The sequence below is a fragment of the Bradyrhizobium sp. CCBAU 51627 genome (assembly GCF_028128765.1).
Lineage (GTDB): Bacteria > Pseudomonadota > Alphaproteobacteria > Rhizobiales > Xanthobacteraceae > Bradyrhizobium.
This window is the reverse complement of record NZ_LBJG01000081.1, coordinates 56,133-81,641: the sequence shown is the minus strand read 5'-3', so window position 1 is coordinate 81,641 and position 25,509 is coordinate 56,133. Positions and strand designations below refer to the sequence as shown.

At 64.3% G+C, this 25,509-nt stretch carries 23 protein-coding genes and 1 tRNA gene; 14 read left to right on the top strand and 10 right to left on the bottom strand.

The genetic code is table 11. The annotated features are described in order from the left end of the window. The first annotated feature begins 293 nt into the window (after positions 1-293). The 9 genes from XH88_RS28715 to XH88_RS28675 all read left to right on the top strand — a co-directional run bounded on the left by XH88_RS28715 (position 294) and on the right by XH88_RS28675 (position 10,923). The gene (locus XH88_RS28715; RefSeq protein WP_271671584.1) at positions 294-1,457 is read left to right on the top strand and encodes a PspA/IM30 family protein; all 1,164 of its coding nucleotides are present in this window, start codon (positions 294-296) and stop codon (positions 1,455-1,457) included. A 12-nt stretch (positions 1,458-1,469) separates the two neighbouring features. Then, entirely contained in the window at positions 1,470-2,138 is a 669-nt protein-coding gene (locus XH88_RS28710; protein ID WP_271671583.1) for an OB-fold-containig protein, read from the top strand. Between the two features lie 11 nt (positions 2,139-2,149). Then, positions 2,150-3,853, top strand: a complete 1,704-nt coding sequence (locus XH88_RS28705; RefSeq protein WP_271671582.1) for a flotillin family protein — start codon at positions 2,150-2,152, stop codon at positions 3,851-3,853. Between the two features lie 149 nt (positions 3,854-4,002). After that, positions 4,003-4,077: transfer RNA gene (locus tag XH88_RS28700), tRNA-Asn, on the top strand. 195 nt (positions 4,078-4,272) lie between these two features. Beyond that, a complete protein-coding gene (locus XH88_RS28695; RefSeq protein ID WP_271671581.1) occupies positions 4,273-4,452 on the top strand; it encodes a hypothetical protein in 180 nt (59 codons plus the stop codon). A 137-nt stretch (positions 4,453-4,589) separates the two neighbouring features. Continuing rightward, entirely contained in the window at positions 4,590-5,252 is a 663-nt protein-coding gene (locus XH88_RS28690; protein WP_271671580.1) for a protein-L-isoaspartate O-methyltransferase family protein, read from the top strand. 205 nt (positions 5,253-5,457) lie between these two features. Further along, positions 5,458-6,849 carry a TolC family outer membrane protein gene (locus XH88_RS28685; protein WP_271671579.1) on the top strand — a complete coding sequence of 464 codons (1,392 nt, stop codon included), beginning with the start codon at positions 5,458-5,460 and terminating at the stop codon, positions 6,847-6,849. Positions 6,850-7,152: 303 nt separating this feature from the next. Then, positions 7,153-7,917 carry a PopZ family protein gene (locus XH88_RS28680; RefSeq protein ID WP_271671578.1) on the top strand — a complete coding sequence of 255 codons (765 nt, stop codon included), beginning with the start codon at positions 7,153-7,155 and terminating at the stop codon, positions 7,915-7,917. A 129-nt stretch (positions 7,918-8,046) separates the two neighbouring features. Then, a complete protein-coding gene (locus tag XH88_RS28675; protein ID WP_271671577.1) occupies positions 8,047-10,923 on the top strand; it encodes a valine--tRNA ligase in 2,877 nt (958 codons plus the stop codon). A gap of 89 nt (positions 10,924-11,012) precedes the next feature. Here XH88_RS28675 and XH88_RS28670 read toward each other — a convergent pair whose 3' ends face one another. Beyond that, a complete protein-coding gene (locus tag XH88_RS28670) occupies positions 11,013-11,615 on the bottom strand; it encodes a DNA-3-methyladenine glycosylase (RefSeq protein ID WP_271671576.1) in 603 nt (200 codons plus the stop codon). A 130-nt stretch (positions 11,616-11,745) separates the two neighbouring features. Between XH88_RS28670 and lipA the strand changes: the two genes are divergently transcribed. Both lipA and XH88_RS28660 read left to right on the top strand, forming a co-directional pair. After that, positions 11,746-12,702, top strand: coding sequence for a lipoyl synthase (lipA, locus tag XH88_RS28665; protein ID WP_271671575.1), 957 nt, complete (start codon positions 11,746-11,748; stop codon positions 12,700-12,702). A 6-nt stretch (positions 12,703-12,708) separates the two neighbouring features. Continuing rightward, positions 12,709-13,179, top strand: coding sequence for a type II toxin-antitoxin system RatA family toxin (locus XH88_RS28660; protein ID WP_271671574.1), 471 nt, complete (start codon positions 12,709-12,711; stop codon positions 13,177-13,179). Positions 13,180-13,340: 161 nt separating this feature from the next. Here the strand turns inward: XH88_RS28660 and XH88_RS28655 are convergent, their stop codons facing one another. From XH88_RS28655 to XH88_RS28620, 8 genes are all read right to left on the bottom strand, one after another. Then, positions 13,341-14,156 carry a c-type cytochrome gene (locus XH88_RS28655; protein WP_271671573.1) on the bottom strand — a complete coding sequence of 272 codons (816 nt, stop codon included), beginning with the start codon at positions 14,154-14,156 and terminating at the stop codon, positions 13,341-13,343. After that, positions 14,156-15,778 (bottom strand): b(o/a)3-type cytochrome-c oxidase subunit 1, encoded by a 1,623-nt coding sequence (locus XH88_RS28650; protein ID WP_271671572.1) that lies wholly within the window; start codon positions 15,776-15,778, stop codon positions 14,156-14,158. The genes XH88_RS28655 and XH88_RS28650 overlap by 1 nt, the downstream gene beginning before the upstream one ends. Then, positions 15,765-16,331, bottom strand: a complete 567-nt coding sequence (locus XH88_RS28645) for a cytochrome C oxidase subunit II (RefSeq protein WP_271671571.1) — start codon at positions 16,329-16,331, stop codon at positions 15,765-15,767. The genes XH88_RS28650 and XH88_RS28645 overlap by 14 nt, the downstream gene beginning before the upstream one ends. Continuing rightward, positions 16,328-16,504, bottom strand: a complete 177-nt coding sequence (locus XH88_RS28640; protein WP_271671570.1) for a hypothetical protein — start codon at positions 16,502-16,504, stop codon at positions 16,328-16,330. Before XH88_RS28640 ends, XH88_RS28645 begins: the two co-directional genes overlap by 4 nt. A 19-nt stretch (positions 16,505-16,523) precedes the next feature. Continuing rightward, positions 16,524-17,780 (bottom strand): cytochrome c, encoded by a 1,257-nt coding sequence (locus XH88_RS28635; RefSeq protein ID WP_442868487.1) that lies wholly within the window; start codon positions 17,778-17,780, stop codon positions 16,524-16,526. Between the two features lie 4 nt (positions 17,781-17,784). Continuing rightward, the gene (locus XH88_RS28630) at positions 17,785-18,492 is read right to left on the bottom strand and encodes a c-type cytochrome (protein WP_271671569.1); all 708 of its coding nucleotides are present in this window, start codon (positions 18,490-18,492) and stop codon (positions 17,785-17,787) included. Positions 18,493-19,395: 903 nt separating this feature from the next. Then, complete coding sequence (locus tag XH88_RS28625; RefSeq protein WP_271671568.1) at positions 19,396-20,007, bottom strand: CinA family protein; 612 nt, start codon at positions 20,005-20,007, stop codon at positions 19,396-19,398. A gap of 4 nt (positions 20,008-20,011) precedes the next feature. Then, positions 20,012-21,193 (bottom strand): bifunctional 2-C-methyl-D-erythritol 4-phosphate cytidylyltransferase/2-C-methyl-D-erythritol 2,4-cyclodiphosphate synthase, encoded by a 1,182-nt coding sequence (locus XH88_RS28620; RefSeq protein WP_271671567.1) that lies wholly within the window; start codon positions 21,191-21,193, stop codon positions 20,012-20,014. Positions 21,194-21,473: 280 nt separating this feature from the next. On the opposite strand from XH88_RS28620, the gene dusB reads away from it, so the two are divergent. Genes dusB through ntrC form a run of 3 tightly spaced genes read left to right on the top strand, consistent with a single transcriptional unit; the run spans position 21,474 to position 25,093 of the window. Beyond that, positions 21,474-22,475, top strand: coding sequence for a tRNA dihydrouridine synthase DusB (dusB, locus tag XH88_RS28615; RefSeq protein ID WP_271671566.1), 1,002 nt, complete (start codon positions 21,474-21,476; stop codon positions 22,473-22,475). Beyond that, positions 22,472-23,641 carry a two-component system sensor histidine kinase NtrB gene (locus tag XH88_RS28610; protein WP_271671565.1) on the top strand — a complete coding sequence of 390 codons (1,170 nt, stop codon included), beginning with the start codon at positions 22,472-22,474 and terminating at the stop codon, positions 23,639-23,641. The genes dusB and XH88_RS28610 overlap by 4 nt, the downstream gene beginning before the upstream one ends. 9 nt (positions 23,642-23,650) lie before the next feature. After that, positions 23,651-25,093 (top strand): nitrogen regulation protein NR(I), encoded by a 1,443-nt coding sequence (gene ntrC / locus XH88_RS28605; protein ID WP_271671564.1) that lies wholly within the window; start codon positions 23,651-23,653, stop codon positions 25,091-25,093. Positions 25,094-25,255: 162 nt separating this feature from the next. Here ntrC and XH88_RS28600 read toward each other — a convergent pair whose 3' ends face one another. Continuing rightward, entirely contained in the window at positions 25,256-25,402 is a 147-nt protein-coding gene (locus XH88_RS28600) for a hypothetical protein (RefSeq protein WP_271671563.1), read from the bottom strand. Positions 25,403-25,509: the final 107 nt, after the last annotated feature.

Here is a 25,509-nt window from a genome sequence, read left to right as displayed (position 1 = left end):
CGCAATCGGCCATGCACTCGACGCCTTCACCTCCGAGGAATGCGCCAACTACCTCAAAAATTCAGGCTATCGGACCTAATGCCATCACGCTTTCGAAGCCGGGTGTTCCAGGTAAAGCGGAAGCTTTCCACAAACTGCAACCCTTGCGTGTAAGAAGTCTTGGGGTGGTGATCTAGAGGTGATGACCCGCCTTGAACGCGGGCCCGGGCGGCAGCGACTAATCCCCAGAGTGCCTCAGGATCAGTGGAACGTGATCGAGCTTCCCTCTTGTAAAGCACCAAAATGGTGCTTTAGTGCTTTCCATGAGCCCGTCACCCCGATATGCGCCTTCGGCGCTGCGTTACAGGCTAGCCCCTGACCCCGCGGCCAAGGCAGCGATAGAGGCGACGTTCAGGGCCTATGACCGCATGATGGAGATCCTGGATGAGGTCGCGCGGACCCATAATGTGGGCTCCAACGTCGTGCTGCTGCATGCCCACGCCTATGAGCCGATCCGAAAACAAACGGCGCTGCCCTCGCGGCTGGTGACGCTGGGCCTGCGCGACCGCGCCGAGTATCGCGCGGCACAGGGTCGCCGCCTGCCGCTCGACGACAAGCTCGCCAAGATCAAGGGCCCGGCAACCATTTCGATTTCAACCGTGCAAGGGCGCTTCAACGTGCCCTTCGACTACGCCGGCTATGCGGAAGGCTGGGGACAGAGCGTGCCTGCGCATCTGATCCGCACCGACGACGGTTTCGAGGTTCACTACGGCGTCACGCCGAACAGTCTGCCAGAGGAGGAGAACGCTATGGACACCATCGCAGCCGCTCCCGAGAATTTCCTGTCACGGGTCGGGCGTCTGATCGCCGGCATCGCCTATGACGCGATCGAGCAGGCGGAAGGCAACAACAAGCTGAAAGTGGTCGGCCAGGCCATCCGCGAGATCGAACGGGCCGAAAGCGAGGCGCGCGATGCGCTCGCGGCCGCGCGCGCCGAGGAGTATCGCCTCAATGCGCGCCGCACCGAGATTGAACGCGAGATGACCGATCTCACCGCCAAGATCGAGGGCGCGATTGCTGACAACCGCGACGATCTCGCCCGCGCCGGAATCGCGCGGCAGATGGATCTCGAGGCGCAGTTCGAGGTGCTCTCCCGAGCCATCGACGAGAACAACGAAAAGATCGAGCAATGCGTGACGTCGCTGCGCGCGGTGCTCTCGGCGCTTCAGGATGCCGAGCAGCGCCGCCTCGATCTGGAAAAGAGCGAGGCGGCTGCGAGCCACCAGGCTTCGAATTCGCCGCGCAAGCGCGGCGGCAGCTCTGCGGCGGCGAAGGCGTTGCGTGCGGGCAGGGCGGTGGCGCGCGTCACCGGCGTGCCGCCGGGCATTCCGTATTCGAGCGACATCGACGAACTGAGCGCGCTGCATCGCGACAAGGAGATTGCGGCGAGGCTCGCGCGGTTGAAGTCGCGCTCCTGAGGGTATCGTGTCATGAGCGCATTGCTCGAACACGTCATGTCGCCGGAGGTCCGGCCGTTCGCGATCGCGGCGGCCATGATCCTCATCGTCGGCACGCTCGAAGTGGTCACGATGCTGGTCGGAGCCTCCCTGAGCGAGATGCTCGGCACCAGCATCGATTTCAGCCATCCCAGCGACAACGGCGTCATCAACGCTATCTCATGGGTCAATGTCGGCGGCGTGCCGCTGTTGATCTTCCTGCTGCTGGCGCTCGGCGCCTTCTCGATTACCGGCTTCCTGATCCAGGACGTCGCGCGGATGGTCGCCGGTCCTCTGCCGGCCTCGATCGCCTCGCTCGCGGCGGTCGTCGTCTCGGTGCCGCTGGTCCGTGCCGCGAGCGGCGGCATCGCACGCATCATTCCCAAGGACGAGAGCTATGCAGTCGGTCTCGGCGATCTCGTCGGCCGGGTCGGGGAGGTCGTCGTCGGCCCGCTCGACCAGGGCCCACCGGGCCGCGTCAGCGTCGCCGACGTCCACGGCAACAGACACTTCGTCCTGGCCGTGGCCGCGCCCGACTCGATGCCGCTGCCGCAGGGGACCCTCGTCCTCCTGGTCGATCGCGTCGACACCCGTTTCGTCGCAGTGAAGGCCGACGATGAACTCAAACCGACCAAAGCCACTCTAAACCAGCAAGTCCATTAGCGGAGAAAGTCATGTTCGACATCGCAGTCCCGGCCATGATCGGCGTCGCGCTGATCGTCGTCCTCGGGATCGTCTTCACCATCCTCTACAAGCGGGCGACGCGTGACGAGGCCTTCGTCCGTACCGGCCTTGGCGGCAAGAAGGTCGTCCTCGACGGCGGCGCCATGATCCTGCCGATCTTCCACTCCTATGCCAGCGTCAATCTGAAGACGCTGCGGCTCACCGTCGAACGCAAGGAGCGGGAATCCCTCATCACCAAGGACCGCTTGCGCGTCGACATCGTGGCCGAGTTCTACGTGCGGGTCCGCCCCGATGAAGAGAGCATCGCGCTCGCCAGCCAGACGCTGGGCGCGCTGACCAATGATGCGGAAGCGCTGCGCAACCAGGTCGAAGCCAAATTCGTCGACGGCCTGCGCTCGGTGGCGGCGACCATGACCATCCTGGAGCTCCAGGAGAAGCGCTCGGACTTCGTCAAGCACGTGCAGTCCACGGTCGAGTCCGACGTCAAGTCGAACGGCCTCGAACTCGAGTCGGTGTCGCTGACCAAGCTGGACCAGACCGACGTCAAGTTCTTCAACCCGGAAAACTTCTTCGACGCCGAAGGTCTCACCCAGCTCAAGACCATTACCGAAACCCGCCGGCGCGACCGCAATGCGATCGTGCGCGACAACGAGGTCGCGATCGCGCAGAAGGATCTGGAGGCGCGGCAGCAGACGCTCGGGATCGAGCGGACCAAGAAAGAGGCCGAGCTGTCGCAGGAGCGCGACATCGCCAACAAGACCGCGAGCACGCGGGCCGAAGTCGCAACCGCGACGCAGACCGCGCGACTGACCGAAGAGAACGCCCGTATCGACACCGATCGAGCCGTCGCCGAGAAGGAGGCCGGTGCGAAGCAGGTCAAGGAAACCGCGGTCATCGAGTCGGACCTCGCGATCAACAAGCGCAAGACCGACGCGCAGCGCGAGATTCAGATCGCGACGCAGGAGAACGAGATCCAGATCGCGGCCAAGAGCAAGCAGACCTCGGAGGCCGTCGCCGAGGCCAAGGCCGCCGAGGCGCTCGCGGTCTCCGCAGAAGAAAAGGTCGTGACCGCACGTGCGGTCGAAGTCGCCGACCGCGCCCGTCTGACGCAGGTGCTCGCTGCCCGCACGGAAGCCGAGCGCAAGTCGACCGAGCTGATCGTCGCGGCCGAAGCCGAGAAGAAGGCCTCGCTCGACCGCGCCGAGGCCGTCAAGACGCTGGCCACGGCGGAAGCCGAGTCCAACAAGATCAAGGCGGTCGGCGTCAGGAATATCGGTGAGGCAGAAGCTGCCGTCATCACCATGAAGAACGAGGCGCAGAACAAGCTCGGCAGCAACGTCATCGATTTCGAGATCGCCAAGAAGCGCATCGAGACGATGCCGTCGGCGCTCGCCGAGATGGTGAGGCCGATCTCCAATCTCAAGGACGTCCGCATCCTGCACACCGGCGGCGCCTTCGGCGGCAACGGTAACGGGGCTGTGGGCGGCGGCGTCGGCTTCGGCGAGGGGCTCGCCGGCGAGTTGCTCAAGGTGCACGCGCTGCGTCCGATGATCGACGAGATCTTGCGCCAGAGCGGTTTCGCGCCGGGCGACGATCCCGTGAAAGCATTGGTCGGCGCCGTGACCGGCAAGAGCAACGAGGCCGCGATGCCAGCGGCGCGTGCGCCGGAGACAACAAACCCCGCCGATCTGTGAATTTGGCCGAGCAACGCGCTGCAACCCAAGCTCCGGGAGGGGCTGACTAAGCCCTTCCCCGTTGCTTTGCGAATGACGGCGAATTCGTCCTTTGCAAGCGCAACCGGCTTTGTTATACGCAGCCGCGCGCGAACGACTGGTTCGCCTTTTCCTCGGTAGCTCAGCGGTAGAGCATCCGACTGTTAATCGGATGGTCGCTGGTTCGAATCCAGCCCGGGGAGCCAAATTCCGCTTGATATTCAGGTATTTCCGAGCGCCCGTTAAGGCGGCGCACGAGATTGCTGGATCAATCTCTCCAGCGTCGCCGAGGCTGCGTGGAGCAGGGAATCGCGTTCAAGCCGATGTGTGCGGCAGGGGCACCAAATCGACTCAATTCAAATCGAGCTTGGGAGGGCCGGACTCTTACGGAGCTGATTCCCATGCTCGACATCCAGATCGACCGCGCCCAGCAGGCCCCCTCGATTCTTCCGGCGGATGTTCCAGAATTGAGCGACGATGAATGCCTTGCCTGCCTCGCCCGCGCGGTTGAGACCCCCGATTCGGCGCGGCTGGACGAAGTTGCGGCCCTGATTGGACGCCTCGCCGTCGCGATCGAATAGGCCATCTTTCGCCCGATTTTCGCATTGGCATCGCCGTTGGCCGTCCGGCCAACGGACGTGTTGCGTTTTCGCGGAGCCTGTTCCAAAGATGCCGCCAACTCATCTCCGCGGCATCGTCCGCCTCGCAGGGTCCGTAAATGTCCGGTTTCTCGACCGCGCGCCAAAAAATGGTCGATGGCCAGGTGCGCACCAATGACGTCACCGATCGCCGCATTCTCGATGCCATGCTCACGGTTCCTCGTGAGGTGTTCGTGCCGGCGAGCCGGCAGGCCTTGGCCTATCTCGACCTCGATCTCGACGTCAGCGAGGGCGGCGCCAAGCGCTTCCTGATCAAGCCGCAGCTGACCGGCAAGCTGCTCCAGGCCGCCGAGATCGGCGAGGGCGACAACGTGCTGGTCGTCGGCTGTGCCACCGGCTATCTCGCCGCGCTGACCGCGAAGCTGGCACGGCAGGTCACGGCAATTGAGACCGATTCGGCTCTGGTTGCGAAAGCCAGGGACGCCTTCGCCGCGCTCGGGCTCAGCAACGTCAGCTGCAAGGCTGCTGCGTGTGCCGAAGGTGATGCGTCCGCCGCGCCCTATGATGTGATCGTCCTCAACGGCGCTACCGAAGTGACGCCGGAAGGGCTGTTTGGCCAGCTGAGGGAAGGCGGGCGCCTGGTGGGCGTCTCGGCCGAATCCCGCCCGTCGCGCGCCATGATCGTGACCCGTTTCCACGGTGAGTTTGGCCATCGGCCGCTGTTCGATGCGGCAGCCCCGGTGCTCCCGGGCTTGGAACGGGCCGCCGCGTTCGTCTTCTGACCGTCCAAATCCCGTAAAAATCCCGTTCTGAATCAGAAGTGTGGCCGGGATGCTGCACGTGAAGAGTTTCCGCTGAGAACCAGCATGAGGTAGTTCCGTTGCGCTCGACCGCGTCCTATGTTGCTTCGGGGCAACGACTCCACTCGGATACGGTAACCAGGCTCGCGGGCACGAGTCTGGCGTGAGAATGAACGGAATTTTAGGGATGCATGGGGTGAAGCTCTTCACCGGAGCAGCGGTTTCGGTCCTGTTGCTGGCGCTCGCCGGGCCGACGCCTGCCTTGGCGGATACGATCGAGGCTGCGCTGGTGCGCGCCTATCAGAACAATCCGCAGCTCAACGCCCAGCGTGCCCAGGTGCGCTCCACCGACGAGAACGTGCCGCAGGCGCTGTCGGGCTATCGTCCCAGGGTCAATTTGAGCCTCACCACCGGGTATCAATATCAGGATGTCCAGCAGGTGCAGAAAGGCTTGTCGATCCATACCGACCCGCCCCTTCAACCCAACAGCGCCAGCCTGACGGTCAACCAGACGCTCTATAATGGCAATCAAACCGCCAACAGGACGCGCGCGGCGGAGAGCCAGGTCTCCGGGGCGCGCGAGGCGTTGCGCGTGCTTGAGCAGACGGTCCTGCTGCAGGCCGCAACGGCCTACATGGACTACCTTCGCGATGCCGCAACGCTGGAGGTTCAACGCAGCAACGTGCGCGTGCTCGAGCAGACGCTGAAGCAGACGCGCGATCGTTTCAACGTCGGCGAGGTCACGCGCACAGACGTGGCGCAATCCGAAGCACAGCTGGCCGCCGGAAGAACCCAGGCTCTGACCGCCGAATCGAATCTGACGACGACGCGCGCCAACTTCCGCCGGATCATCGGAAACGAGCCATCGAACCTTGCCCCGGGCTCGCCGGTCGATCGCTTTCTGCCCCCTTCGATCGCCTCCGCTGTCAATCTCAGCCTGGTGGAGAATCCCAACGTCACGGCCGCGATGTACGGCGTCGACGTCAACTATCTCCAGGTCAAGATCAACGAAGGCGCGCTGCTGCCGACGGTCACGGTCCAGGCGGGTGTCAGCACGTCCTACCAGCAGACCATCCAGATTTTCCGAACCAATAGCGCCTCCGCGATCGCAACGGCCTCCGTGCCGATCTTTCAGGGCGGTGCTGAATATGCGCTGATCCGCCAGTCCAAGGAAAACCTGGCGCAGCAGCGTCTCAATCTGGAAACCCTCCGCGATCAGACCCGCGCCAATGTCGTGCAGGCCTGGGGCCAGCTGGAAGCGGGCAAGGCGCAGGTCCAGTCTGCGCAGGCCCAGGTGACGGCCTCCGAGATCGCGCTGAACGGCGTGCGTGAAGAGGCGAAAGCGGGTCAGCGCACCACGCTGGACGTGCTCAATGCGCAGCAGGCGCTGGTCAACGCGCGCGTCGCGCTCGTCACTGCACAGCACGACCGGGTCGTCGCATCCTATTCGGTGCTGAATGCGGTCGGTCGACTCGCGCCGCAAGTGCTCGGCCTCAACACCACCGTCTACGATCCCAGCGTGCACTACCAGCAGGTCCGCGATAGCTGGGCCGGCGTCCGCACGCCTGACGGACGCTAAGTCCCGTAGTCCTCCGGTCGATCTCGCAAACAGCCGAGGCCGACCGGGGCTTTGCTTGCAATCGCCAAAATCCCTGACATAGCCTTGCCTGGAAGCTGCGGGTCGATTCGCTCCGCATCCGATGTTGCATGCGTAATGCTTGAGTGACGGGGCAGGGGCGCACTGCCTCACGTAGAGCTGTGATCTGGGGACAAGTCTGGCTGTCGCGACGAAAATGTCGGGGCGCACATCCGGAACCGGCCAATCCTGTCGTGCTTGGTGTAAAACAACGCATGCGAGGGCGTTGATGATGTGGAGTCGGAGATGACGCAGCCTGCAAAGGTCACAGAACCCTCCATGGAGGAGATTCTGGCCTCGATCCGGCGCATCATTGCCGATGACGAGGCCAAGCCGCCGCCGGTCGAGGCCGCCAAGCCCGCACCGGCGCCCGCCGCACCCGCGCCAAAGCCGCAGGCGTTGGCCGACGCTCCACCATCCAAGGTCGTGTCTGCAAAACCTGCCGCCGAAAAGCCGATGCCACCGCAGGCCCCAAAGCCCGCGCCGGCTCCCGCGCCCGCAGCGGGCGCCGGCCCCAACAGCCAAGACGATATCGACGCGCTGCTGGCGGGGCTCGACGAGGCCACGCCTGCACCCGAGGTGCGGGTGCCGGAACCCGAGCCTGAGCCCGAACCCGACGTGCTCGAGCTGACCGACGATATGGCGATGGATCCGGCGCCGACACCGGCGCCGCCGCCGCCAAGCTTCCGAAAGGTCGAGCCGCGCGACGACTTGGAATTCGCCGAGTCGCCGCAACCGCGCCCGTCGCCCTCTTATGCGCCGGTCGACTTCGATGCACCGCCGCTGCCCCCGCAGCAACCGATTCTGGCGCAATCGACGGTCTCCGCCGTCGAATCCGCCTTCAACTCCCTGGCCCACACCGTGCTCAGCAGCAATGCCCGTACGCTGGAGGATCTGGTCAAGGAGATGCTGCGCCCGATGCTGAAATCCTGGCTCGACGACAATCTGCCGGGACTGGTCGAGCGCATCGTGAAGGCCGAGATCGAGCGGGTCTCGCGCGGCGGCCGGTGAAGCAGGCCGCACAGCCCCGATAAAGCCCCGCTCCTGTGTCATATTTGACCTGTCCGTCGGGCCGGAAAGCCCTTTCGCCGCTGAGCTTTCCGTTGACTTGAACCCCGCGCGCGGCTTTCTAACAGCCCCATGATCGAGAAAAATTACCAGCCCGCCGATATCGAAGCCCGCATGTCCGTGGTGTGGGAGGACAGCCTTGCCTTCAAGGCCGGTCGTCCCGATCGCCGCGATGCAGTGCCCTTTACCATTGTGATCCCGCCGCCGAATGTGACGGGCTCGCTGCACATGGGCCACGCCCTCAACAACACGCTCCAGGACATCCTGTGCCGCTTCGAGCGTATGCGCGGCCGCGACGTGCTGTGGCAGCCCGGTACCGATCATGCCGGCATCGCCACCCAGATGGTGGTCGAGCGTCAGCTGATGGAGCGCCAGCAGCCCGGCCGCCGCGAGATGGGCCGCGAGAGGTTTCTGGAGCGGGTCTGGCAATGGAAGGCCGAGAGCGGCGACACCATCATCAACCAGCTCAAGCGCCTCGGCGCCTCCTGCGACTGGTCGCGTGAGCGCTTCACCATGGACGAAGGCCTGTCGAAGGCCGTGGTCAAGGTGTTCGTCCAGTTGCATCGCGACGGCCTGATCTACAAGGACAAGCGGCTGGTGAATTGGGACACCAAGCTGCTCACCGCGATCTCCGATCTCGAGGTGCAGCAGACCGAGGTCAAGGGCAGCCTTTGGTATCTGCGCTATCCGATCGAGGGGAAGACCTTCAGCCCCGGGAATCCCTCCAGCTTCATCGTGGTCGCCACGACGCGCCCGGAGACAATGCTCGGCGATACGGGCGTTGCCGTGCATCCCGAGGATGAGCGCTACCAGAAGCTGGTCGGCAAGAACGTCGTCCTGCCGCTGGTCGGCCGCAGGATCAAGATCGTCGCCGATGAGTATTCCGATCCGGCGAAGGGGTCGGGCGCGGTGAAGGTGACACCGGCGCACGACTTCAACGATTTCGAGGTCGGCAATCGCCACGGCCTGCGCCGGATCAGCGTGCTCGACAAGGAAGGCTGCCTCGACCTCGTGGATAACGAGGACTATCTGCGCGACCTGCCGGAAGGCGCCGGGCAATTCGCCGAAGAGTTTCACAAGACCGATCGCTTCGCAGCGCGCAAGCGCATCGTCGAGCGGTTGGAGTCGTTCGGCTTCGTCGAGCGGATCGAGCCACACACCCACATGGTGCCGCACGGCGACCGCTCCGGCAGCGTGATCGAGCCATATCTGACCGACCAGTGGTACGTCGACGCGAAGACGCTCGCAAAGCCCGCGATCGCGGCGGTGCGTTCGGGCGAAACCAGCTTCGTGCCGAAGAACTGGGAAAAGACCTATTTCGAATGGATGGAGAACATCCAGCCGTGGTGCATCTCGCGCCAGCTCTGGTGGGGCCATCAGATCCCGGCCTGGTACGGCCCGGATGGCAAGGTCTTCGTCGCCGAGACCGAGGAGGAGGCGATCAGCCACGCTCTCGGCTACTACGTCGAGCAGGAAGTCATCACGGCCGAGCAGGGCCGCGAGATGGCTCTCGATCGCAACAAGCGCGAAGGCTTCATCACCCGTGATGAGGATGTGCTCGACACCTGGTTCTCTTCGGCGCTGTGGCCGTTCTCGACGCTCGGCTGGCCCGAAGACACGCCCGAGGTGAAGCGCTACTACCCGACCAATGTGCTTGTCACAGGCTGGGACATCATCTTCTTCTGGGTCGCCCGCATGATGATGATGGGTCTTCACTTCATGAAGGAGGCGCCGTTCTCGACGGTCTACATCCACCGTCTCGTCCGTGACGAGAAGGGCGCCAAGATGTCGAAGTCGAAGGGCAACGTCATCGATCCGCTCAACTTGATCGACGAATACGGTGCTGATGCTCTGCGCTTTGCGTTGGCTCGCGAGGCAGCCCACACGCATGACATCAAGCTTTCCTCGCAGTTGGTCGAGATCAATCGGAATTTCGCGACCAAGCTCTGGAATTCCTGCCGTTTCGCGGAGATGAACAACTGCGTCGTGCCGGAAGGTTTTGAGCCGGCGAAGGCAAAGGAGCCGCTGAATCGCTGGATCGCGCATAAGGCCGCGGAAACCACGCGCGAAGTGACAGAGGCACTTGAAGCTCACAGTTTCAACGAAGCTGCGGGCGCGATGTATCGGTTTGTCCTGAATATCTATTGCGACTGGTACGTCGAACTCGCAAAGCCTGCGCTCCTCGGCGCAGATGGCCCGCTGAAGGACGAGACCCGCGCCATGGTGGCCTGGGCGCGCGACGAGATCCTGAAGCTGCTGCACCCCTTTATGCCGTTCATCACCGAAGAGCTGTGGGAAGTGACGGCCAAGCGCGAGAGCCTGCTCGCACTTGCGCCATGGCCGCTGAAACCGACCGGGCCGACGCCCGAACAACTCGCGATGCTTGCGGCCGCGGCCGGACCGACCGATCCGCTGGTCTCGCCGGCGTTCGTCATGCCGATCTTCGATCATGCCGACTTCAGCGATCCCAAGGCGGAAGCCGAGATCGGCTGGGTGATTGACCTCGTCACCCAAATCCGCTCGGTGCGCGCCGAGATGAACATCCCGCCTGCGACGCTGACGGCACTGGTGCTCGCCGGCGCTTCCGCCGAGACCAGGGAACGCGCGCCGCGCTGGACCGATGTCATCAAGCGCATGGCGCGTCTCTCCGAGATCTCGTTCGCCGACCGCGCGCCTGACGGCGCGGTTCAGCTCCTCGTGCGCGGCGAGGTGGCCGCACTGCCGCTGAAGGGCGTGGTTGATATTGCGGCCGAGCGCACGCGTCTCGACAAGGAGATCGCGAAGGCTGACGCCGACATCAAGCGCGCTGAGGCGAAGCTCGCCAACGAGAAATTCGTCGTCAACGCGGCCGAGGAGGTCGTCGAGGAGGAGCGCGAAAAGCGCGAGGCGGCGCTGGCCCGCAAAGCCAAGCTGCTCGAGGCGCTGGAGCGGCTCAAGCAGGCGTCGTGAGCGGTCCGTCATTCCGGGATGGTCCGAAGGACCACACCTGGAATTTCGAGCTACCGGGTTCGGCTCTTCGAGCCGCCCCGGAATGACGATCATTTCGGAAACGGCTTGCTCAGAAACTTTGAGCCTCTGACGCCATAGCGCCAGGGCAGCTCGACGGCCTTGGTGATGCCGATCCGGATGCCAGTCGCAACCTCGACATCCTCCGTCCGCGCATGCAGCGCAATCGGCGGCCGGTCCAAAGGCAGGGTGTTGTGCGCGATCGTGATGCCCAGAGCCTCGGTCAGCTTGCCCGGGCCCGAGCACAGCGCGTGAAGATCCTGGAGATGGCGGCGGCGTCGCATGGCGGCGATGCCATGGGTCGGCTCCAGTGCGCGGATCAGGACCGCGCTGGCCGAGCCTTCCCCCTCGCAGACGAAGTTGACGCACCAGTGGATGCCGTAGGAGCGGTAAACATAAGCAAAGCCGGGCGGACCGAACATGATCCGGTTCCGCGGCGTCGGACCGTTGTACGAGTGCGCCGCCGGCTCGGTATGATGATAGGCCTCGACCTCGACGATGATCCCGCCAACGTCGTCGACCAACATGGTGGCACCGATCAAATCGTGGGCGACGTCGCGGACGGACCTGTCGAAAAAGGCCCGCTTCAGAGTCTTGCCCAGCCGTGGTGTGGAAGGTTTCGATACTGGAGCCATTCGAGCTGAGAATCGCCTGAGAACAGAGCAGGATATTGCCCATATCTGCCATGTTCCCTGAAGCGGCGCGAGCCGGGTTGCAGCGCGCAGGCAGACCGACTAGGTAGGACCTGAACAGACCGGACAGATCATGGTCGTTATTGTCGATACCGTCACGAACCCGCTGCGCCCGCGCCACCCCGAAAAGGTGAACCGCCCCGATTCCGCTTCGCCGCCGAAGCCGGACTGGATCCGCGTGCGCGCCCCTAACACCCGCGGCTATGCCGACACACGCAACATCGTGAAGTCCAACGGACTGCACACCGTGTGCGAGGAGGCGGGCTGCCCGAACATTGGCGAGTGCTGGGACAAGAAGCACGCGACGTTCATGATCATGGGTGACACCTGCACCCGGGCCTGCGCCTTCTGCAACGTCAAGACCGGTCTGCCGAATGCGCTGGATGCGGCCGAGCCGCAACATGTTGCCGAGGCGACTGCCAAGCTGGGCCTCGCCCACGTCGTCATCACCTCCGTGGACCGCGACGATCTCTCCGACGGCGGCGCCGAGCACTTCGCCCAAACCATCCGTGCGATCAGGGCCGCATGTCCCTCGACCACGATCGAGATCCTGACGCCGGACTTTTTGCGCAAGGAAGGCGCGCTTGAGGTCGTCGTTGCGGCGAAGCCCGACGTCTTCAACCACAATCTCGAGACGGTGCCGTCGCGCTATCTCACGGTGCGGCCCGGCGCGCGCTATTTCCACTCGATCCGGCTGCTGCAGCGGGTCAAGGAACTCGATCCCACCATCTTCACCAAGTCCGGCATCATGGTCGGCCTCGGCGAAGAGCGCCACGAGGTGCAGCAGGTGATGGATGATCTGCGCTCCGCCGACGTCGACTTTCTGACCATCGGGCAATATCTGCAACCGACGCGCAAGCATCACGCCGTGATGCGTTATGTGCCGCCGGACGAGTTCGCCTCTTACGAAAAGGTCGCCTACACCAAGGGATTCCTGATGGTGTCGGCGAGCCCGCTGACCCGTTCGTCGCATCACGCCGGCGAGGATTTTGCGAGACTGAAGGCTGCGCGGGCCGCGACCGCGCGCTGAACCGATATGCCCAAATTTTCGAGCAAGCGCCGTGTCAATCACAGCGCATCCGAGATGTTCGATCTGGTCGCCGATGTCGAGCGCTACCCGGAATTCGTGCCGCTGTGCAGTGCGCTGAAGATTCGCCAACGCATGGCCAAGCCCGACGGAACCGAGGTGCTGGTCGCCGACATGACGGTCTCTTTCAAGCTGGTCAAGGAATCCTTCACCAGCCGTGTGACGCTCGAACGCGCCAATCTGAAAATCCTGGTCGAATATCTGCAAGGTCCGTTCAGTAATCTCGAAAACCGCTGGACTTTCGAGCCCAAAGGCGACGATGTCTGCGACGTCGGTTTCTTCCTCGCCTATGAATTCAAGAGCCGCATGCTGGCGATGCTGATGGGCTCGATGTTCGACGCCGCGTTTGCGCGGTTTTCCACCGCGTTCGAAAAGCGCGCCGACGCGATCTACGGCCGGCCGAAACTGGCGTCGTCGTAGTTGGCATGTAGCTCTCGTGTCCCGGACGCGCTGCAACGCGTAGCGTTGCTGCGCAGAGCAGGGACCCATGGTGCCAGACTCCTCACTCGATAGATGGGCCCGGCTCTGCAGCGCATCGCCGAAGGAGCGCTGCGCTGCGTCCGGGGCACGAGCTCCTCATTTCAATCCACGGCCTTCACGATGTCGGGCGGTTGCGAGGCGTAATACGCCGCCGCTGCCTCAATCTCCTGCGGCGACATGGCACGGGCGATGTTGCGCATCTGCTGGCTGATGTCATTGTGGCGCTCGTCGGATGCAAAGGCCTTGAGCTGCGCCTTCATATAGGCCTCGGACTGTCCCTCGAGCCACGGGCTGCCGGTCTTGTTGTCGAGGCTGCCGTGGCAGGAGCCGCAGGGGGCGATGCCGCGCATGGGCGCGCCGTAGATGACGATGTTTGGCTTGGGCAGTTGCGGCGTCGGGTGATAGGCCGGCAGTCGCGGCAGATAGGCGTAATAGTTTGAGAGATCTGCGATTTCCTCGTCGGCCAGGTTGACGGCGAACGGCGACATCACGGCGTTGGTCCGCGCGCCGGAGCGGAAATCATGCAACTCCTTGTAGATCACGGCGGCGTATTGGCCGGCGAGGTTGGGAGAATCGGCGCGGCTGATGCCGGTCGGGCCGTGGCAGATGGCGCAGCGCTGCGCCAGGGTGGCGCCGCGCCCGATCGCCTCCTGACTCGGACGCGACAACGTGCCCGACGTCAGCACGACCTCCGACAGACGCTTGCCCTGCTCGGGAGCAATCACTTTCGGCGCGCGCTGCGGCAGGCCGGCAGCGCTGCAGATCGCGTCCCAGACACCGGCGAACTGAACCCAGGGCTGTGCGAAGGGCAGCACGACGAATCCGGCAATGGCCGTCACGATCAGAATCGCGGCGGTAACGCCGACACCAATGCTGAAATGGCGGTTGCTGAAGGTGAAGAGGTCGCGGGTGCTCATCACTGCGCTCCCACATAAACCGCCGGCACCGACGTTCCCGCCGCGGTCGCGAGGTTGAGGATCGGATAGCCGTAATTGGTGATGGTGAGCGCGATCATCAGCGCCACCCACAGCGCATGCGTGTTGAGCGCGACCGGTACGGTCGTCGGCTGGTGCACAGCCAGCGCAAACCGATACGCGCCGGCATCAGCCTGCGGGGCGCGCATGCCACGGGCGAGGATGATGATGAACATGATGCCCGAGGCCAGCAGAATGAAGCCGCCGATAACGGAGAAAGTGACCGAGAGTGCCTGCGGCGCGATCGCAGGATCGCTGAAATCGAAATAGGCCATGCGGCGCGGCATCCCCAGAATGCCGACCCAATGCCACGGGAAAGTGGTGACGATCATGCCGATGAACCACAGCCAGAGCTGGGTGCGGATCAGGCGGATGTCGACCAGTTCGCGCCCGGTCAGATGCGGCCACAGATCATAGGCGATCGCAAAATACATGATCACGATCGCGCCGCCGAAGATGAGGTGGAAATGGCCGGTGATCCACTGCGTGTTATGGATCGTGGTGTCGAGCTGATAGCTCATGTTGATCAGGCCGCCGGCGCCGCCGAAGCCGAGCATGACGAATGAGAATGCGAGCGCCAGCATCATCGGATTGTCCCAGGGGAGGGCCCTGATCCAGCCGAACATCCCTCGGCCACCGCGCAGACGTGCCGCGATTTCGACCGAGGCGCAGATCGTGAAGACGGTCAGCAGGGTCGGCAATGCGACCAGCGCCGTGAAGGCCGAATGGATGAATTTGAAGCCGGCGCCGACTTGCGGATCGGCGAAGGTGTGGTGCATGCCGATCGGCATCGCCACCACCAGGAACAGAATGAAGGAAATCCGCGCCATGGCGTCGGAATAGACCCGGCCGCCGATCGCTCGCGGCACGATGGTGTAATAGGCGATGTAGGTCGGCATCAGCCAGAAATAGACGATGGCGTGCAGCGTCCAGGAGAAGAAGATGCGGGCGAGGCCGGCGTCGATGGTGTTCTTCAGCCCGGCCGCGACGGGAATGATCTGGAGCAGCAGCTCAAGCGCGGCGCCGACTGCGGTCCAGGCCCAAAGGTATGACCCGGCGACATTGGCGAACATCGCGAGTGGCACAGGCGCGCCGGGATGGGCCTTGCGCCAGACGCGGAGGTTGATCGACATCAGCGCGACCCAGATCCATGAGCCGACGACGACCAGCACGACGCCGAGATAGTAGAACAGATTGCCGATCAGCGGCGGGTAGAAGGTGTAGAGCACCGAGGCCCGGCCAAGTGCGATCGGGATCACCGCCATGACGCTGCCGACGACGATCAGCCAGAATCCGGTCCAGGCCCAGCGTACACCGACCAGGCGCTGCTCCAGCGCGGATTCAGCTATGGCATAGCCAAAGCCCATCGCGACCAGGGTTGGGAATACGTAGCCCATCACCGTGCCATGCGCGGTCAGCGAGCGGTAGTAGAGCTCCGGATTGGACAACCACGTCCCGATCGGGCTGCGGATGAACATCTGCCAGGCGCCGAGCGTCAGCGCGACGCCGAACACGCCGAAGGCCAGCCAGAAATGGGCGAGAATGAGCTTCCTATTGACCAACACAGCTCAGCCTCCCACCAGCCTTCGCCCGGTTCGCAAAGTTGGTCTTGTCGACCACCTTGACCTTGCCCCACATGCCCTCATGGCCGAAGGAGCAGAACTCCTGGCAGGGCATCAGATAGTCGCCGGTCCGCGTAAAGCGCATCAGCTGCTCGGAGATGTAGCCCGGGACCAGCATGGTATTGACGTTGGTGCCCTGGATGAGAATTCCGTGCACGACGTCCGCGCTGGTGGCGCGTAAGGTGATCGGCGTATCCACGGGCACCACGATGCAGGCCGGCGTGAAGGAATATTGCTGGCCAATTGCGCGCACCGTCACATTGCCGTTGGCTTCCAGCATGCTGCCAAGATTGCTTTCGACGAATTCCCCGGACAGATGCAGCCGCGAGGGGTCGGTGGTCTCGACGCGCGGCTGCGGCATGGTCGCCTGATGGATGCCGGCGAAAGCCGCAAGCAGCGCCATCGCCACGATGATGATCACGGCAATGGCGGTCCAGCGCCGTTCGACGCGGGCCGCGACCTCGACGCTGCTGCCATGGGTATCTTCGGCGCTCATTGCAGCGATCCGCGCGGCAGGAAGACGAACAGATAGAAGGCGAGCCACATCGCGACCACGCAGGCCGTGGCGACGCCGGCGAGCGCGATTGCGCCTGAAGGTCCGCGGGTAACGATCTCATCAACGGCCTGGTCGGCGACGGCTGGGCTGGTCGGCGGATCTGAGTTGAACATGACGGATCTCTGGCGCCTCTCAGTTCAGCGGTGCGGAGCGCAGTTCGTTGGCCTCGCGCGCCGAGACCGGCGTGCCGCGATTGCCCCAGGCGGTGCGGACGTAGGAGACGACGGCGGCGACCTCGTTGTCGGAGAGCAGACCGGCGAAGGGTGGCATGCCATAGGGCATCGGATTGCCCTTGGTCCCGGGCGGATAGCCGCCATTGAGCACCATGCGGATCGGATTGACCGCCGACTGCATCTCGATCGACTGGTTGTTTGCGAGCGGCGGCCAGTGCGGCGGCTTGCCTTCGCCCTGCGCGCCATGACAGCTCGCGCAGTTCTTGTCATAGACGGTCTTGCCGAGGCTGATCAGCAGGCTGCTCTCGGTGCTCGGCAGCGCCGAGCTTGCTGGCGGCGGCGACGAAGCTTCCGCGATGCCCTTGAGATACACCGCCATCGCGCGCGTATCGTCGTCGTTGAGATATTGCAGGCTGTTGTGCACCACCTCGGCCATCGGCCCGTAGACTACGCCGCGCGCGGAGACGCCGGTCTGGAGCAGGTTGGTGATGTCCTTGATGCTCCAGTCGCCGAGACCCGCTTCGCGGTTGGAGGTGAGCGAGGGCGCGTACCAGTTCTGCATCGGAATCAAGCCGCCCTTGAAGGCATCGGACTGCGAGGTGCCGCCCAGCGCGTTGATCGGCGAATGGCACATGCCGCAATGGCCGAGGCCTTCGACCAGATAGGCGCCGCGATTCCATTCGGCCGATTTGGTCGGATCGGGCTTGAACTCGCCCTCGCTGAAGAACAACGTACGCCAGCCGAGGATGAGCTGGCGGTTGTCATAGGGGAAGCGCAGATCGTGCTCGCGGTTTCGTTGGTTCACCGGCGGGATCGACTTCAAATAGGCGAAAATCGCGTCGGTATCGGCGCGCGTGACCTTGGTATAGGACGCGAATGGCATCGCCGGATACATCAATCCACCGTCCGGAAAACGGCCGTAATGCATTGACTTGTAAAAGTCCTCCGCGGTCCATTTGCCGATCCCGGTCTCCCGGTCTGGCGTGATGTTGGACGAATACAGAGTCCCGAACGGTGTGGGCATGGCGCGCCCGCCGGCGAACGTTCGCCCCTCCGGCGCAGTGTGGCAGGCGATACAATCACCGGCGCGCGCCAGATATTCGCCACGCGCGACGATGTTGCTTGCAGGAGGGGCGGCCTGCTGCGCCTCGACGATCGATCCGGTCAGGAGCAACAGCCATACGCCAAGGATTGGTGAGCACCAACGCATCCCCATCTGCTCAATCCCCTTCACTGCCGCAGGCGAATGGCAGCACGTAGGTGCCCTTGGGCACCGGAGCAAGATTCACCGGGGCCTGACGGCTTGCGAGCCATGCCGCGACCGCCGTGACGTCCTCCTCGGTCAGCCGGGCGGCAACCTGCTGCATGCAGTCCGGCGCCTTTGCGGTGCGGGTGCCATAGCGCCACGCTCCCAATTGCGCGCTGATGTAGTTCGGCCGCAGTCCGAGCAGGCCCGGAATTCCCGGCTCCATTCCCGTCAAGGCTGGTCCGTGGCAGCTCCCGCACGCCGGGATCTGACGCTGAGGATCGCCGCGCGACACCAGCAACTGGCCGCGCTGCAGCACCTCCTGACTCGCATCATTCGCTGCGACGGGCGGCAAAGGCGGATGCTGATCGGCGAAATAGTCCGCCATTTGCTGCAAATACGGCTCGGTCAGGAACTCGAGCAGATAATTCATCGGCGGGTACTTCCGCCGGCCACTCTTGAAAGCGAGCAGCTGATTGTAGAGATAGCCGGCTGGCTTGCCCGCAAGGCGCGGGAAATAAACATCGCTGGTGCCTTCGCCCTTGTTGCCGTGACAAGGCGTGCACGCCTCCACTCGCGCCGCCATCGTATCCGGCGGTTGGTTGGCGATTTGTGCGGCCGCACCATCGATCGCGGCCAAGGTGATCATCACGACGGCCGTAGCCGCGGCGCGAGCGAACACGTCCGTCGACCTCCACAATGCTGGCCCGGTTGATTCCGGACCACAACGTGCAGCGACAGTATTGCGCGCCAATATTTTCATACGCAAGGTCGCACAGGAACGTGATTGCGATGTCTGCATTGCGATCGCAATCGAATCAACAGCCTCGCAGGCTTCTTGGAAGCTGGACATGACGCTGCGGTCTCGCGGCAGTTCCTGCCCGAGTGTTGCGTCGCTGTGTCACCCTCTGAAGTCAGAGGGCGCAGGGAAGACCGGGTGCCGGCTGGCACCCGCGGTCCACTGTGCGAAGGTTGCGCTACAAGAGGCTGCACAGCGGCATACAGGTGAAGCCGGAAACAACCCGGCCTTCCCTGCGCAGTGGGTTTACGGCTTATGCCGCGCTCTCCCCGGGGAGCGATGCACTATTGCCCCCGTCGCCTTGCAGATGGCTGATGCGCGGGCCCGGTTGGGTCCAACGCATCACCGCAAGACTTGACGCACAGACCCCGGGCGTCAGGACGACACGGTTTTGCCGTACGCTGACCGCACCTGTCGTACGCGCGCCTGGCTCTCGCTCACGGTCTCCCGCCCCGCAATGCCATTCGCGCCGATGCAGTCGGCGTCCACCACGGCCCACCCCACGTTCGTGACGATCGCGATACGCCCCTCTGACCGGGGTGAGGTGGGAGGCTTCTACTGTAAATCGGAAATTCGGTAAAGCGGAATATTTTCGCGTGCGGGAATTGACCCGCCGATTGGGTGTTTTGCCTGTCGGTCAGCGCAAGCTCTTGTAGCCTCGCCAATCCCGCGTCACCGATTCTGGAATTGACGGTCAGCGCGAAGGCGAAGCCGTCCGAGGCCGACGCGGTCAAGCAATGCATTCTCCATCATGCGAGTGCGCTGCTGGCGGCAGCATGATTGGAGTTAGCCGCGCGGCGACCGCGGCGGCCTGCGCTTCACGGCGTGCCGTCGCGGCGAACGTGTCACGCGCGGACGAAGCCTCGTCGCCGCAGCGGGGCGGCGCGGCTTGGCCGCGGCTTGCGGGCCGCGGGCGAGCTCCATCAGCATGCGCAGCGCTTCGACTACTGAACGGGCGCGCACGGCGCTCCGGCCGATCGCGCCAAAGCGCTGCTCGCGATGGATGATGCGGCCATCGCGCGTTGCGGCGGCAAAATGGACGAGACCGACCGGCTTCCCCGGGGTCGCGCCGCCGGGGCCGGCGATGCCGGTGATGGCAACGGCAAGATCGACATCGGCGCGCTCGAGCGCGCCGACCGCCATGGCGGTTGCGGTTTCCTTGCTGACGGCGCCGAAATTAGCGAGCGTTGAGGCCTCGACGCCGAGCATCGCGCGCTTGGCCTCGTTGGAATAGGTGACGAAGCCGCGGTCGATCACGTCAGACGAGCCGGGGATGTCGGTCAGCGCGCCGGCGACGAGGCCACCGGTGCAGGACTCGGCGGTCGCGATCGTCAGCTTGCGCATTCGGCACAGATCGAGCAGCGAGCGGGAGAGGGCGCGTGCGTCGCTGCCGCCCATGGCCTTACGCGCCCCAGGGAAGACGAATGGTGGCGCTCGCGGTAGCCGCGATGCCTTCCTCGCGGCCCGTGAAGCCGAGCCGCTCGCTGGTCGTCGCTTTCACGGCGACGCGGGAGATGTCGACGCCGGAGATCTCGGCGATGCGCGCGCGCATGGCGTCACGGAGCGGGCCGATCTTCGGCCGCTCGCAGATCATGGTGACCTCGAGATTGGCGATGCGGCCGCCGCGCGCCGTGACGCGCTCGATGGCGTATTTCAGGAACTGGTCGGAGGAGGCGCCCTTCCACGTCGCATCGCTCGGCGGGAAGTGCGAGCCGATGTCCCCGTCCGCGAGCGCGCCGAGGATGGCATCGACCAGCGCATGCAAGCCGACGTCGCCGTCGGAATGGGCGAGAAAGCCCCTGGTGTGCGGCACGCGCACGCCGCAGAGCATGAGATGATCGCCTTCGCCGAAGGCATGCACGTCGTAGCCGGTGCCGGTCCTGATGTCGCCGAGCAGGCTGGCCAGGCGCGCTTCCTCGCGCACGAAATCTTCGGGAGTGGTGAGCTTCATATTGGCAACATCGCCTTCAAAGGTCGCAACCGTCAATCCCGCCCATTCGGCGATTGCGGCATCATCGGTGAAATCGCTTCGTCCGTCCTTGGCCGCGCGACGATGCGCTTCGAGGATGACGTCGAAACGAAAGGATTGCGGCGTCTGCGCAATTCGCAAACGCGCGCGGTCCGGCGTGTCCTCGACATCGCCGCTCGCGCTGGTGATCTTGATCGTGTCTGTGACCGGGACGACCGGGATCGCAGCGCCAGTCCGGCCTGCCGCCTCGATCGCACGCGAGATCACGCCTGAAGAGACGAAGGGACGGGCGGCGTCGTGAATCAGGACGATGTCAGGTTCGTGCCTGGCCAGCGCTTCGAGGCCAGCGAGCACCGAAGCCTGGCGGGTCGCGCCGCCATTGGTCGGCGCCTCGTGCTTGAGACCTGCGACCGCCGCCGTGAACATGGCGCTGTCATCGGGATTCACCACCGGCTGCACGGCGAAGATTTCGGGGTGGGTGCTAAAGGCTTCCATCGCGCGGTAGATCACCGGTACGCCGCCGATCTCTCGATATTGCTTGGGACCACCGGCGCCTGCACGCAGGCCACGTCCGGCCGCGACAAGGACGACTGCAGTGCGCTGTGATTTCGCCATAGGACTCAAATATTCGACTGTTAAGGGATGCGTCAGGCGCGGGGTGATTGCCGGCATGCCTCTAGCACGGCAGGCCCGCAAAAAAAGGGGTTTCCCGGGATTGTGGCGTCAAGCATTTTGCTGCACTGCACTTGAAAGCTTTGCAGAACTGTCTAAACTGTAGGCATGACGCTTGACTGCACAAGAATTGTGCGCAAGATAAACCATGGCAGGCGCGATGGGGCGCTGCCCACGCAACGAGACCCCAGTGACCGGCTCGGCAGTATCAGGCTCTAAGTCCTTGAAGATAGGCGATATTGAGGTCGCCACCCCGGTCTTCCTGGCACCGATGTCGGGCGTGACCGACTCGCCCGTCCGCAAGCTCGCCGCCGAGCTGGGGGCGGGTCTGGTCGTCTCTGAAATGACTGCCAGCGATGAACTCGCCAGCGGCCACCGCATGTCGCGGCTGCGCTGCGAGGCGACCGGGGTCGGGCCGCATGTAGTCCAGCTCGCCGGCTGCGAAGCGCGTTGGATGGCGGAAGGCGCCCGGATCGCCGAGGCCGAGGGCGCCGACATCATCGACATCAACATGGGCTGTCCGGCCCGCCATGTCACCGGCGGCCAGTCGGGCTCGGCCCTGATGCGCGATCTCGATCACGCCGTCAGCCTGATCGAGGCCACGATCGCCGCGGTAAAGGTTCCGGTGACGCTGAAGATGCGGCTCGGCTGGGACGACCGCAGCCGCAACGCACCGGAACTGGCCCGTCGTGCCGAGGCCGCCGGCGTCAAACTCGTCACGGTCCACGGCCGAACCCGCTGCCAATTCTACAAGGGCCAGGCCGATTGGGATGCGATCCGTGCCGTGCGCGAAGCCATCTCCATTCCGCTCGTCGTCAATGGCGATATCACCAGCTACGAGACGGCGCTCGCGGCGCTCGATGCCTCCGGGGCGGATGCCGTGATGATCGGCCGCGGCGCGCAGGGCCAGCCCTGGCTTCCTGGCGAGATCGGCCGCCGTCTCACCGGCGGGGCGGCTGAAGCCACGCCGTCGCTTGAAAAGCAACTTCATTATGTCCGCACGCTCTATGAAGGCGTCTGCGCACTCTACGGCTTGCGGGTCGGCCTCAAGCATGCGCGAAAGCATCTCGGCTGGGCGCTCGACGTTGCAGCGGCAGCGAGCGGTGCGCCGATCGAGACGCTGAAGGGCTGGCGCCGGAAGATCCTGACCTCCGAGGATCCGAATCTCGTTCACAAGTCGCTGCAGGATGCCTTCGACGATTTCGCATGGAGCGCTGCTGCATGACCTCGGCCGCTGACCATCTCAAGCCGTCCGACAGCGACGCGATTCTCGATGCGTTGCCCAATCCCGTGCTGATGATCGGGCCGGACGGCAAGATCATCGCCGCCAATATCGCGACCGAAGCCTTCTTCGACATCTCGACACAGTTCTTGAAGCGACAGTCGCTGAAGGAGCTGGTGCCGTTCGGCAGCCCCTTGCTGGCGCTGATCGACCAGGTGCGCTCGTCGAACTCGCCCGTGAACGAATACAAGGTCGATCTCGGCACGCCGCGCATGGGCGGTGACCGCCAGGTCGATCTGCATGTCGCGCCGCTGACCGAGCGGCCCGGCCATATCGTGGTTATGCTCCAGGAGCGCTCCATCGCCGACAAGATGGATCGCCAGCTCACCCATCGCAGCGCCGCGCGCTCGGTGATCGCGCTCGCCGCGATGCTGGCGCACGAGATCAAGAACCCGCTTTCGGGCATCCGCGGCGCGGCGCAGCTGCTGGAGCAGCAGGCATCGTCCGAAGACCGCATGCTGACCCGCCTGATCTGCGACGAGGCCGACCGCATCGTCACGCTGGTCGACCGCATGGAGGTGTTCGGGGACGAACGGCCGGTGGTGCGCGGCCCCGTCAACATCCACTCGGTGCTCGATCATGTGAAGCGGCTGGCGCAGTCGGGCTTCGCCCGCAACATCCGCTTCATCGAGGACTACGATCCCTCGCTGCCGCCGGTGCTGGCGAACCAGGATCAGCTGATCCAGGTCTTCCTCAATCTGGTGAAGAACGCCGCCGAGGCGCTGATCGACGTTCCCGACGCCGAGATCCAGCTCACCACCGCATTCCGCCCCGGCGTGCGCCTGTCAGTCCCCGGTCAAAAATCCCGGGTATCCCTGCCGCTGGAGTTCTGCGTGAGGGACAATGGACCAGGCGTGCCGGACGATCTTCTGCCCAATTTGTTCGACCCCTTCGTGACCACCAAGCAGACCGGCTCTGGCCTCGGTCTTGCTTTGGTCGCCAAGATCGTCGGCGATCACGGGGGCATCATCGAATGCGAGTCTCAGCCGCGCAAGACCACTTTCCGCGTGCTGATGCCGATGTACTCAACATCGGTCAAACACGCCGATCACAGCAGTCGCGACGGCTCTGCCGGGAAGTCGTCGTCTGCATCACAGGGGGCAAAATGAGGATTAACAATGCCCGCAGGTAGCATTCTCGTAGCTGATGACGACACCGCCATCCGCACGGTTCTCAACCAGGCACTTTCCCGGGCCGGGTATGAAGTCAGGCTGACCGGCAACGCCGCGACGCTGTGGCGCTGGGTCAGCCAGGGGGAGGGCGATCTGGTCATCACCGACGTGGTGATGCCGGACGAAAACGCCTTCGACCTCTTGCCGCGGATCAAGAAGATGCGGCCGAATTTGCCCGTCATCGTCATGAGTGCGCAAAACACCTTCATGACGGCGATCCGCGCCTCCGAGCGCGGCGCTTATGAATATCTGCCAAAGCCCTTCGACCTGAAGGAGCTGATCGCGATCGTCGGCCGTGCACTCGCAGAGCCGAAGGAGCGGGTGGCAACGCCGGACGAGGACGCCGAGATGGAGGCGATCCCGCTGGTCGGCCGCTCACCGGCGATGCAGGAAATCTACCGCGTGCTCGCGCGCCTGATGCAGACCGATCTCACCGTGATGATCACGGGCGAGTCCGGCACCGGCAAGGAGCTGGTGGCGCGCGCGCTGCACGATTACGGCAAGCGCCGCAACGGTCCGTTCGTTGCGGTCAACATGGCGGCAATCCCGCGCGATCTCATCGAATCCGAGCTGTTCGGCCACGAGCGCGGCGCCTTCACCGGTGCCAACACGCGCGCCTCCGGCCGGTTCGAGCAGGCCGAGGGCGGCACGCTGTTCCTGGATGAGATCGGCGACATGCCGATGGAGGCGCAGACCCGTCTGCTGCGCGTGCTGCAGCAGGGCGAATACACCACCGTTGGCGGCCGTACCCCGATCAAGACCGACGTGCGCATCGTCGCAGCCTCCAACAAGGATCTGCGCGTCCTGATCCAGCAGGGGCTGTTCCGTGAAGATCTGTTCTTCCGTCTCAACGTCGTGCCGCTGCGGCTGCCGCCCTTGCGCGAGCGCATCGAGGATTTGCCGGATCTGGTGCGGCACTTCTTCGCGCTCGCCGAGAAGGACGGATTGCCGCCGAAGAAGCTCGATGCGCTGGCGCTGGAGCGGCTGAAGCAGCATCGCTGGCCGGGCAACGTGCGCGAGCTGGAAAACCTCGCGCGTCGTCTCGCCGCGCTCTATCCGCAGGACGTGATCACGGCGTCCGTCATCGATGGCGAGCTCGCGCCGCCGTCGGTCAGCCCGGGCGCCGCGGTCCAGCAGGGCGTCGACAATCTCGGCGGCGCGGTGGAGGCCTATCTCTCATCGCACTTCCAGGGTTTCCCGAACGGCGTGCCGCCGCCGGGCCTCTATCACCGCATCCTCAAGGAGATCGAGGTGCCGCTGCTCACCGCCGCGCTGGCCGCCACCCGCGGCAACCAGATCCGCGCTGCCGACCTGCTCGGCCTGAATCGCAACACGCTGCGGAAGAAGATCCGGGATCTGGATATCCAAGTTTACAGGAGCGGCGGCTAGTCCTCGCAACAAACCGCGTTTGCGCGGAGGTGGCTCAGCTCCCCCTACCAGAGCGGAGCTGAGCCTGTCCGGATCGCGCTGGCCGTTGCGGCTGGCGCGGTGAGCAGAAGTCTTGATAGGGCTGAAACGTTCCGCTGGAACGTATGAATTGTCCCGTCGCGCCTATCTGATCAGGCGCGCCGCTATCGGCTGAATATTGGCCATCTCCGCCGTCTCCTCCTGCCTGCTCGGGCCGTTGACCAGGAGGTCAGAGGCCACGATCAGCAGGAGTACGGCCGACACCATGACGGCGAGAAAGATCCTATCCATGTCGGGTCAAGCCGGAATGGTCGGATTCCGTTCCCGGCCACCAGAAATTGCCCCGCTATTGGCTGTGGATGTGCCAGTCCGCCGCGGCGGGGACGCCGCGGAATTGT